Below are 10,657 nucleotides of genomic sequence, written 5' to 3' on the forward strand. Positions count from 1 at the left end.
GTAAGTTGGCAGCATCACCACCAATGTGTAACAATTAAGTTAAATTATGAATTCAAACATAATCTTTACATAACATTACAATCCCTCATCGATACACAGCAATACGAATAATTTCTTATTATTGGAAAAATCCTAAAATTAAATTGTCTATTTACTTGATCTACCTGTTTTTATTAAATAATTGATCGATCAAGGCGATCCATATCCGCTAAATTAATAGATAATAACTATCAGTAATAACTAATTGATCGTTTTTGACGATATATAGCTGCTGTGTATATAATCGTCTGGTGTTTGGATAGTAGGGTTTTAGCATTATGTAACATGGATGCTAAATAAAGTCTGACCAGGATGTTGGGGTAATATATGAGAAAGTGTATTATCTCGGATAACAGTTTTTTCCTTTTTGCATTACAAGATGATGAAGTTATTCAGGATGGAAACGTTTCAATAATCCATTCCTGGCAATTGCAGTCGCAGTGTTACTTACGAACATCCGTCAGTGATGTCATTGTAGTTTATATTTCTGACGTTGTAGAAAGACACCGCATACTCAGTTTATTAGCTTCACGTAGTTCTCACTGCCGAATCATACTGTTATACAAAATGGATGTTTCTTCCGATTATGCTTTTCAGGGGCCGTTTCCATGGCTCATCCCTGAGAAGATAAGCTTTGCAGAGCTGTACTCATGCCTGTATGAGGCAAGTGAGTCTATTTTTAATCAGAGGGAATTCTCTGAACGGGAGCTTATTGTATTTCGCTATTTCTGCGAAGGATATTCTGTATCGCAAATAAATGAAATTGCCGGGTTCAATGAGAAGCATATCTATTATTTAAGGCAGAAAACGAAAAAAATGTTTGGTCTGCTGGGAAATAATGCAGCCACCATGTCATTTTATCTGGATATCTCAAAATTAAACCGGAGATGGTGATTGTGGTGGCCGATGTTCAGGCCAAATTGCTACTGGGGAGTGTTGGTTTTCGCATTAATCATCCATGCGCGGCAGATTATTCATCTGGCGTCAGGGCCCAACATTGCTTTTAACAAGATGAGAATAACATTCTCAATTAATAAGGAGTTAGTTTCATGGGAATTAATAAAGCTGCGCTGGTTGTCATCTCTGCTCTGTCCCTGGCTTCGACGGCGGCGTTGGCTGCGGATCCTGTCACGGTCAACGGCGGTACGGTGCATTTCAAAGGTGAAGTCGTCAACGCCGCTTGTGCGGTTGATGCGGGTTCCGTTGATCAGACTGTACAGATGGGCCAGGTGCGTTCCGCAAAACTGGCAACGGCTGGCAGCACCAGCTCGTCCGTCGGTTTTAACATTCAGCTGGACGATTGTGACACCAGCGTTTCCACCAAAGCATCCGTTGCTTTCTCCGGTAACGCGGTAGATACCACCAACAACACCGTACTGGCTCTGCAGGGTTCTGCGGCCGGTAGCGCAACCAACGTCGGTGTGCAGATCCTCGATAACAAAGGCACACCTCTGGCGCTGGACGGCGCAACCTTCAGCGCGGCAACCACCCTGAACGATGGCACTAACGTCATTCCGTTCCAGGCTCGTTACTTCGCAACGGGTGCGGCAACTGCCGGTACCGCTAACGCGGATGCGACCTTCAAAGTGCAGTACCAGTAATACATCTGGCATGGAGGCCATCTGAGCCAGGACGGCTCATTAACCGCGATGGAACGGAGGTGATCACAATGGGAAGGGAGAAGCTGTGGTTGATTTTGCTGCTGCCAACGACCGTGCTGGCGGGGAATCACTGGAACGTCACGGTACCCGGCGGGGGAATGCGCTTTCAGGGAGAGATTGTTGCTGAATCCTGCAGCGTCGACGCTGGCGATCGTCTGATGACGGTGAACATGGGGCAAATCAGCAGTCAGCGATTTCGTGCGGCAGGGGAAGATGCCAGCCCGGTTCCTTTTGATATTCATCTTGTTGACTGTAGTACGACGGTTAGTCAACACGTCGGCGTCTCCTTTCATGGCGTTGCCGATGGTAAGGATCCCGATGTGCTTTCCGTGGGAGAAGGGACAGGAATCGCCACCGGTATCGGTGTGGCCTTGTTTGATAGTGATGGCAGCCAGATCCCAGTGAACGGTTCACCGACTCGATGGGCGAAAATCTATGACGGCCCAACCACGCTGCATTTCGTCGCGAAGTATCGCTCAACGGAACGCCAGGTCACCGGCGGTATTGCCAACGCGCAGGCCTGGTTCTCATTGACCTACCAGTAATCAACCCGCAGTCAGACCGAAGACAGGACATAACGGTGAGTATAACAAGGGCATACATGAAGAAAACACGGACAATGGCGCGCAGCTTACTGGCTGGAGTGCTGATGGTAGCCGCCATTGGAATGGCGCCTCGCGCAGAAGCCGGAGTGGCGCTGGGTGCAACCCGCGTGATTTATCCCGCTGGGCAAAAACAGGTACCGCTGGCGGTCACCAACAATGATGACAGTAGCACTTACCTGATCCAGTCGTGGGTTGAGAACGCCGATGGCGTTAAAGATGGACGCTTTGTGGTGACGCCGCCGCTTTTCGCTATGCAGGGCAAGAAAGAGAACACCCTACGCATTCTTGATGCTAGCAATAACCAACTGCCGCAGGACCGGGAAAGCCTGTTCTGGATGAACGTCAAAGCCATCCCCTCGATGGATAAATCGAAGCTCGGTGATAACACGCTGCAGTTAGCCATTATCAGCCGAATCAAACTCTATTATCGCCCGGCTAAGCTGGCTTTGTCGTCAGATCAGGCCGCTGAAAAGCTGCGTTTTCGCCGCAGTGCGGGCACGCTCACGCTGGTGAACCCAACGCCTTATTTCCTCACGGTGACTGAACTGAATGCGGGCACGCGCGTGCTGGAAAATGCGCTGGTTCCGCCGATGGGTGAAACGCAGGTGAAATTACCGAGCGATGCGGGTAGCGATATTACCTATAAGACCATCAATGACTATGGTGCGCTTACCCCGCGTACGAAAGGCATCATGCAATAAAAGAAGGGGAACCCAGCATTCCCTCGCCAATAAAATAAGAACTGACAGCCGGGCGTTTTCGAACCGGAGGGACTATGTCATATCTGAGATTTGGACTCGCCCATTTGGAGTCCTTGCGCATACGGCGCTCCGCACCACTTTCAGCCGGAGCCCTGGGCCTGCTGATTTTATTCATGGCGACATCAATCTTTCCGGTTCAGGCGGAACTCTATTTTAACCCGCGCTTTCTGGCCGACGACCCGGCGGCGGTGGCCGATCTTTCCAGTTTTGAGAAGGGGCAAGAGCTACCGCCGGGCACCTACCGTGTCGATATCTATATGAATGATGGCTATATGACCACGCGCGATGTCACCTTTAGCGCAGGGGAAAACGGCCATGGGCTGATGCCGTGTCTGACGCGTGGACAACTTGTCAGTATGGGGCTGAACGCGGAGGCGGTCAGTGGAATTAACGCCCTGGCAGCGGATGCGTGTGTACCGTTAATCGAAATGATTAAGGACGCCACTATCCGTCTGAATGTCGGTCAGCAGCGGCTGTATCTCACTATTCCTCAGGCCTTTATGGGCAACCAGGCGCGCGGCTATATCCCTCCTGAACTGTGGGACAACGGGATTACTGCCGCGCTGTTGAATTACAACTTCACCGGCAACAACGTCCGTAATGACATTGCTGGCAGCAGCCAGTATGCCTATCTGAATCTGCAAAGCGGCGTGAATCTGGGTGCCTGGCGCCTGCGCGACAACTCGACCTGGAGCTATACCAGCGGCGGAAGCTCATCGAGCAACGAAAACAAATGGCAGCACGTTAACACCTGGCTTGAGCGCGATATCACACCAATACGCTCACGTTTGACGCTGGGCGATAGCTATACCAACGGTGACGTTTTTGACGGCATTAACTTTCGCGGTGCGCAGCTCGCCTCCGATGACAACATGCTGCCGGATAGCCAGAAAGGATTTGCGCCGGTGATCCACGGTATTGCACGCGGTACCGCACAGGTGTCGGTGAAACAAAATGGCTATGAGATTTACCACAGCACCGTCTCGCCGGGTCCTTTCGCCATTAACGATCTCTATGCTGCGGGCAACGGTGGCGATCTACAGGTGTCGATTAAAGAAGCCGACGGCAGCAGCCAGAATTTCACCGTTCCTTACTCGTCTGTACCGGTTTTACAGCGTGAAGGCCACACTCGTTACGCCATCACCGCGGGTGAATATCGCAGCGGCAACGATCAGCAGGAAGAGCCTTCGTTCTTCCAAAGCACCTTGCTACATGGGCTCCCGGCTGGATGGACGCTGTACGGCGGTACGCAACTGGCGGACCGCTATCGCGCGTTCAATATGGGGCTGGGGAAAAATATGGGCGATTGGGGGGCGCTGTCGATGGATATCACCCAGGCCAACGCCACGCTCCCCGATGACAGCAAACACCAGGGACAGTCGGTACGCTTTCTCTATAACAAATCTCTCAGTGAGCTGGGCACCAACATTCAGCTGGTGGGGTATCGCTACTCCACGCGCGGCTATTTCAGCTTTGCCGATACCGCCTACCGCCGGATGAGCGGGTATGACGTTGAAACGCAGGATGGGGTCATCCAGGTGAAGCCGACATTCACCGACTACTACAACCTGGCCTACAGCAAACGCGGCAAAGTACAGGCCAGCGTGACTCAACAGCTAGGGCGTACCGCGACGCTGTACGTCAGCGGCAGCCATCAGACCTACTGGGGGAGTAATACTGCGGATGAACAGCTGCAGGTTGGGCTGAATACTGCCGTCGACGATATCAACTGGACTTTAAGCTACAGCCTGACCAAAAGCGCCTGGCAGGAGGGACGCGATCAGATGCTGGCGGTCAACGTGAATATTCCGTTCAGCCACTGGATGCGCTCGGACAACGCTTCCGCGTGGCGACAGGCCAGCGCCAGCTACAGCATGTCTAATGATCTTAAAGGGCGGATGACCAATCTGGCCGGACTGTACGGCACGGTACTGGAAGACAACAACCTCAGCTACAGCGTGCAGACCGGCTACTCGGGAGGCGGCGAGGGCAATAGCGGCGGCTCGGGCTATGCCGCGCTGAACTACCGCGGCGGCTACGGCAACGCTAATGTCGGCTACAGCCATAGTGACGGTATCAAACAGCTCTATTACGGCATGAGCGGTGGCGTGCTGGCCCATGCCAACGGTATCACGCTAGGCCAGCCGCTCAATGACACAGTGGTACTGATCAAAGCACCGGGTGCCGAGGGTACAAAAGTGGAGAACCAGACCGGGGTGCGTACCGATTGGCGCGGCTACGCCGTACTGCCTTACGCCACCGAATACCGGGAAAACCGCGTCGCGCTAGATACCAATACCCTTGCGGATAACGTCGACCTGGACGATGCGGTGGTCAACGTGGTGCCAACCCACGGTGCGATTGTGCGTGCGGAGTTCAAGGCGCAGGTCGGGATGAAGCTGCTGATGACGCTGACACGCGGCGGTAAACCAGTACCCTTTGGCGCAATGGTTACTGCCGACAATAACCAGAACAGCAGCATCGTTGCGGATAACGGTCAGGTCTATTTAAGCGGCATGCCGGCGGAAGGAAAAGTGCAGGTTCGGTGGGGAGAGGGCGCGGCGGCCAGCTGTACGGCGAGCTATCGCGTACCAGAACAGCGCCAACAATCGCTTCTGATCCCGCTTTCAGCGGTGTGCCACTAAGGAGAGGCTCATGAGCAAAATTGGTTTTCTGTCAGGCGTTTTCCTCGCGCTGGTGGCCGCAAATGCGAGCGCCGCCGACAGCACCATAACGATCAGCGGCTACGTCAAAGATAACGGCTGCGCCGTGGCGGGGGAGTCCAAAGATTTCACCGTCAACCTGATGGATAACGCGGCGAAGCAGTTTAGTACCGTTGGGGCGACCACGCCGCCCGTGCCATTTCGCATTGTGCTTTCACCGTGCGGCAATTCGGTGACGGCGGTAAAGGTAGGTTTTGTCGGCGTAAGTGATAACGGCAATACCCGCTTGTTAAAACTCGACAGCGGCACCTCAGCTGCGGCGGGAATGGGTATTGAGATCATGAACGGACAGCAAACCACGCTGCCGATCAACGCCGCATCGTCGTCCATTCCGTGGACCACGCTGACGCCGGGTCAGAGCAACACGCTCAACTTTTACGCCCGCCTGATGGCGACGCAGGTGCCGGTGACGCCGGGGCATGTGAACGCCACGGCAACCTTTACCCTTGAGTTTCAGTAAGCGGAGGCTTTGATGCAACGGATCCCTATCGGATGGCTATTGGCGGCCGCACTAAGCATTTTTTGTTCTGCGCCACGGGCAGCCGACGTGACGATCACCGTTAACGGCAAGGTGGTGGCAAAACCCTGCACGGTCTCCACCGTGAACGCGACCGTCGAGCTTGGCGATCTCTACACCTTCAGCCTGAAAGCCGCAGGATCGTCATCGGCATGGCATACCGTCGGTCTCGATCTCAGCAACTGTCCGGTGGGGACTTCGCGGGTTACCGCCAGCTTTAGCGGAACGTCAGATAGCACCGGTTATTACAAAAACCAGGGAACGGCGAAGAATATCCAGCTAGAGCTACAGGATAACAGCGGCAACACCTTGAATACCGGTACCAAAACGACTGTGCAGGTTGAAGAGGCGTCGCAGTCCGCGCATTTCCCACTGCAGGTCAGAGCGCTGTCGGTCAACGGTGGTGCGACCCAGGGAACCATTCAGGCGGTGATTAATGTCACCTACACCTACGCCTGACCAGGAGAATAAATTGATGAAAAAAATGATAACCCTGATGAGCGCGATACTGCTGATGGGCTGGTCGCTTAACGCTTGGTCGTTCGCCTGTAAAACGGCGAGTGGAACCACTATTCCGATCGGTGGCGGTAGCGCTAATGTCTACGTTGATTTGGCTCCGGCGGTGAATGTTGGGCAAAACCTGGTGGTCGATCTCTCAACGCAGATTTTCTGTCACAACGACTATCCAGAAACGATCACCGACTACGTGACGCTTCAGCGCGGATCCGCCTACGGTGGGGTTTTGTCGAGCTTCTCCGGTACGGTGAAATACAATGGGCTGAGCTATCCATTCCCCACTACCGTTGAAACCTCAAAGCTTATCTACAACTCAAAAACCGATAAACCGTGGCCAACGGTACTGTACCTGACGCCGATAAGCTCTGCGGGTGGGGTGGCGATTACCGCTGGGACGCTCATCGCGGTGCTGATATTGCGTCAGACGAACAATAAAAACGGCGATGATTTCCAGTTTGTGTGGAATATCTACGCCAAAAATAATGTGGTGGTGCCAACGGGCGGCTGTGATGTTTCGGCGCGTAGCGTGACGGTGACGCTACCGGACTATCCCGGTTCTACGGCAATCCCACTGACGGTCTACTGCGCGCAAAGCCAAAAACTGGCTTATTACCTTTCCGGTACGACGGCTGATTCTGCGCATTCCATCTTCGCCAATACCGCCTCTGCCTCACCCGCGCAGGGCATTGGCGTGCAGTTGACGCGCAATGGCAGCATTCTCCCGGCGAACAGTAACGTGTCGCTCGGTATGGTCAGCACGTCGGCGGTGAGCCTTGGCTTAACGGCGAACTATGCGCGGACTCAGGGGCAGGTCACGGCGGGCAATGTGCAGTCGATTATCGGGGTGACATTTGTGTACCAGTGATAGGGATGATTACCCGATAATCTGGCTATGGTAAGAGGGCGCGCAACTCCAAAAGTGAAGCTTTATGGTGCTACCGTGTCGCTGCTTTCATCCAAACTTTTCTCTCCATAAATGACGATGGCTGCTTCTCCACACCGATGGTGGGGCAGTCACCCATCCTGCGCGGCCGGACGTGAACTGGAAACAGGTCGAAGCATTGGCGCTTTCGCTTTTTGAAATTAACGGCGTGGAGCTACAGACCGCAGCCTGGTACACCCTGGCACGTTGTCATCTGGCGCGCGTCAATGGCCTGAATGAAGGGATGGCCATTTTAAATGCACTAATGAGCCATCAGTGGGCGCAGCTGTGGCCGCAGCCGAGACATGCGCGGGCGGAAATCCTCAACGGATTATTCCAGCGCTTGCAGAAGATTTTTCGCACCTTTTCGCTAAATCATGCTGATTTAACCTCTCTGGAGCAGGCCGCAAAGCTGCTGGATGCGCTCAACGATATTCTTGCGCGTCAGGAGTTAAAACATGCCTGCCAGACTGGCCCGTTAATCCAACAGATTCGTAGTACGCTGACCCGACTGGAGAACGTATCGCCGCAGGAAGGTGCAGCATCTGCGATTGTGCTTCCTCCGCAGGCGCTTGCCTCTGCGACTGCCGAAGCGGTTTCTACGCCAATCAGCCGCCTTGTGTACGTTATTCAGCCAGAGCCCGAAGTGAATGCTGAAGTGATTCATGAAACGCTGCCACCGCCGAAACGCGTACCGGTGTTTCTTGCTGGAGCCTGTTCGGCGCTGATACTCGGCGCCATTGCTCTCTGGGGCTGGAATTATGCGCATCGTGCAGATGACGCACCTCAAGCATTAACCGCTTCTATGACTGTGCTACCTCAGACCTTCAGCGCTGAACAAATTAACACCTTACGTGAGACTGAAGGGGAAAAAACAGATCCCGCCATTTGGCTCAAACAAGCGGATTCACAACTCAATGACCTTGCGGCATTGCCCGTGGATTGGGCGCTACAGTATGGTCATTCGCTGTTGAGCCAGGCCAATGCGCTATGGCCAGAAAATCCGCAAGTGGTGCGGCTACAGCAGCAGTGGCAACAAAAGCTGGCCGCTAGCGCACTGCCGATAAACTCACTGACAGGCTGGCATGATGGCATGCAGCAGCTTCAGGGGCTGGTAGATAAGTTAAATACGCTTGATGGACAGAAGGGGAGATACCTCACCGTCAGCGAGTTGAAATCCAGCGTGTACGAGATGATGAATAGCTTTCGCCAGACAGTGCCACTAGAAGAACAACTGCGCCTTCTTGAAAACCAGCAGGGCGAGGCATCGTTGGCAACCCAGCAGCAGATCCAAATGCATTTCAATGGTCTGGCGCAGGAGTATAGCAAGCGTGATTTACCACGATAAGACAGGTAGTTAAGCGCCTTCAGCCATTATCTTGCGGTAAAATCATGCTATGTTTCAGCTCCTGGATCTTTCGCCGTTTGAGGGCATTTGGCGTGTTCAACCGTATCGACTCGTTTTTGATTACTCCCCCTGTAACACACCTGACTGGGATGAGGCGTGCCGGGCTTGAGTTTCTCTGGTTTGGTATCAAAGAACTCCGGGCATGTCTTTTCGCTGGCCTGTTTTTCTTCGCGATATTTTGCGTCCCTCGCGCAGGTTTACTGGGTATCGCACGCTACGATCTCCTGCTGCTGATTGCGCTGGCTATCCAGCTCATCATGGTGGCCACCCGGCTGGAGACCTGGGATGAGCTGAAGGCGATTACGCTATTCCACCTTCTCGGGTTCGGGCTCGAGCTCTTCAAAACCTCATCGGCAATTGGCTCCTGGCACTATCCCGATGCAGGATGGAGCAAAATTGGCGGGGTGCCATTATTCAGCGGATTTATGTACGCCGCCGTTGGCAGCTATATTATTCAATGCTGGCGTCTCTTTGATCTTAAAATTCGTCATCATCCTCCCATTCTCTTCGCGGTTTTACTCTCATTGGCTATCTACGCCAATTTCTTTACTCACCATTTTATCGGCGATTATCGCTGGTATATCGCCTGCGTGGCGATAGGGCTTTATGCTCGCTCCAGCGTCGTTTTTACACCGTATGACCGACCTCGCCGTATGCCGTTGCTGGTGGCTTTTATCCTGATTGGTTTCTTATATGGCTGGCTGAAAATCTCGGTACGCTGTTTGGTGTCTGGCAATATCCGAATCAGATAGGGGCGTGGGCGACCGTGCATGTGGGGAAATGGGGAGCATGGTCAATGCTGGTGATGATGACATTTACCATCACGCTTTTTTTGAAGGATATTAAGAAGCGAATCCATATCGCGCAGTAGTTTTGGCGATGAGCCGCTGCGCGGCGAATAATAGAACCTGAGACAAAGCGATTCTCAAAACACGCATTTGATTTGACTCAGGTTAATACAATTAATCTTTACCATTATGTGTCAAACCAAAGGCCAGTAAGTCGTTATTATTACATGTAATGCAGAATGAAATAACATGATTAACACTGTGTTTAAATACAGTATTGACAGGCTGTTTATAACGAGTAGATTGGCCTTACCGGTAGTAAGGAATTAAGTTTGAGTGTTACTAACCGATATGATTTACCTGGTAAGGTAAGATGCGATAAAGGCCACGAAATGTCTTTTGTTTGGGTTCTTCAGCATTGAGCAGAAAATTGAGTCTCTGTGCGAAGAGGTTTTAAGGCTATGTGGTAAATCTCTACAATCGCATAATGTGGACGATGGCGCGATGATGTAAGGCCTTGTTGTTGATGGTTATTTGTCGGTTTGGTTGATGGCCGATACGGCATCCCAAAACGGCGAAGATAGTAAGGCAACGCATCAAAGAGTATATATCGCGCGGGTGATGTATTTATTGAGAAAAGTCGTAATGATAATTCTTAATAAAATAAACAGGATAGAAATTTATCTAATAGGATTTCAGGAGGATAGCAGTATCTGA

9 protein-coding genes and 1 pseudogene are annotated in these 10,657 nt (G+C 52.4%); all 10 read left to right on the forward strand.

Features of this window, described 5'->3' with window-relative positions:
* Positions 1-606 precede the first annotated feature (606 nt).
* The 10 genes and pseudogenes from LZ634_RS20230 (at position 607) to LZ634_RS20275 (ending at position 10,023) form a co-directional block, all read left to right on the forward strand.
* Positions 607-933 (forward strand): hypothetical protein, encoded by a 327-nt coding sequence (locus LZ634_RS20230; protein WP_234508411.1) that lies wholly within the window; start codon positions 607-609, stop codon positions 931-933.
* A 155-nt stretch (positions 934-1,088) separates the two neighbouring features.
* The gene (gene fimA, locus LZ634_RS20235; protein WP_234508413.1) at positions 1,089-1,640 is read left to right on the forward strand and encodes a type 1 fimbrial major subunit FimA; all 552 of its coding nucleotides are present in this window, start codon (positions 1,089-1,091) and stop codon (positions 1,638-1,640) included.
* Positions 1,641-1,708: 68 nt separating this feature from the next.
* Complete coding sequence (locus tag LZ634_RS20240; protein WP_234508414.1) at positions 1,709-2,245, forward strand: fimbrial protein; 537 nt, start codon at positions 1,709-1,711, stop codon at positions 2,243-2,245.
* Positions 2,246-2,301: 56 nt separating this feature from the next.
* A complete protein-coding gene (locus LZ634_RS20245; RefSeq protein WP_234508416.1) occupies positions 2,302-3,006 on the forward strand; it encodes a fimbria/pilus periplasmic chaperone in 705 nt (234 codons plus the stop codon).
* 74 nt (positions 3,007-3,080) lie between these two features.
* A complete protein-coding gene (locus tag LZ634_RS20250; RefSeq protein WP_234508418.1) occupies positions 3,081-5,711 on the forward strand; it encodes a fimbrial biogenesis usher protein in 2,631 nt (876 codons plus the stop codon).
* A gap of 10 nt (positions 5,712-5,721) precedes the next feature.
* On the forward strand, positions 5,722-6,249 hold the full coding sequence (locus tag LZ634_RS20255) for a fimbrial protein (protein WP_234508420.1): 528 nt from the start codon (positions 5,722-5,724) through the stop codon (positions 6,247-6,249).
* Between the two features lie 12 nt (positions 6,250-6,261).
* Entirely contained in the window at positions 6,262-6,765 is a 504-nt protein-coding gene (locus LZ634_RS20260) for a fimbrial protein (RefSeq protein WP_234508422.1), read from the forward strand.
* A 16-nt stretch (positions 6,766-6,781) separates the two neighbouring features.
* Positions 6,782-7,687 carry a fimbrial protein gene (locus LZ634_RS20265; protein WP_234508425.1) on the forward strand — a complete coding sequence of 302 codons (906 nt, stop codon included), beginning with the start codon at positions 6,782-6,784 and terminating at the stop codon, positions 7,685-7,687.
* Between the two features lie 172 nt (positions 7,688-7,859).
* Entirely contained in the window at positions 7,860-9,092 is a 1,233-nt protein-coding gene (locus LZ634_RS20270) for a VasL domain-containing protein (RefSeq protein WP_234508427.1), read from the forward strand.
* 149 nt (positions 9,093-9,241) lie between these two features.
* Positions 9,242-10,023, forward strand: a pseudogene (locus LZ634_RS20275) (DUF817 domain-containing protein).
* Positions 10,024-10,657: the final 634 nt, after the last annotated feature.

It is taken from the genome of Kluyvera intermedia, from assembly GCF_021440345.1.
Taxonomy (GTDB): Bacteria; Pseudomonadota; Gammaproteobacteria; order Enterobacterales; family Enterobacteriaceae; genus Kluyvera; species Kluyvera intermedia_A.

Excerpts from the sequence above, each read along its gene's own strand:
- LZ634_RS20230 (WP_234508411.1), top strand. The coding sequence starts at position 607 with ATGGATGTTTCTTCCGATTATGCTTTTCAGGGGCCGTTTCCATGGCTC.
- fimA (WP_234508413.1), top strand. The coding sequence starts at position 1,089 with ATGGGAATTAATAAAGCTGCGCTGGTTGTCATCTCTGCTCTGTCCCTG.
- LZ634_RS20240 (WP_234508414.1), top strand. The coding sequence starts at position 1,709 with ATGGGAAGGGAGAAGCTGTGGTTGATTTTGCTGCTGCCAACGACCGTG.
- LZ634_RS20245 (WP_234508416.1), top strand. The coding sequence starts at position 2,302 with ATGAAGAAAACACGGACAATGGCGCGCAGCTTACTGGCTGGAGTGCTG.
- LZ634_RS20250 (WP_234508418.1), top strand. The coding sequence starts at position 3,081 with ATGTCATATCTGAGATTTGGACTCGCCCATTTGGAGTCCTTGCGCATA.
- LZ634_RS20255 (WP_234508420.1), top strand. The coding sequence starts at position 5,722 with ATGAGCAAAATTGGTTTTCTGTCAGGCGTTTTCCTCGCGCTGGTGGCC.
- LZ634_RS20260 (WP_234508422.1), top strand. The coding sequence starts at position 6,262 with ATGCAACGGATCCCTATCGGATGGCTATTGGCGGCCGCACTAAGCATT.
- LZ634_RS20265 (WP_234508425.1), top strand. The coding sequence starts at position 6,782 with ATGAAAAAAATGATAACCCTGATGAGCGCGATACTGCTGATGGGCTGG.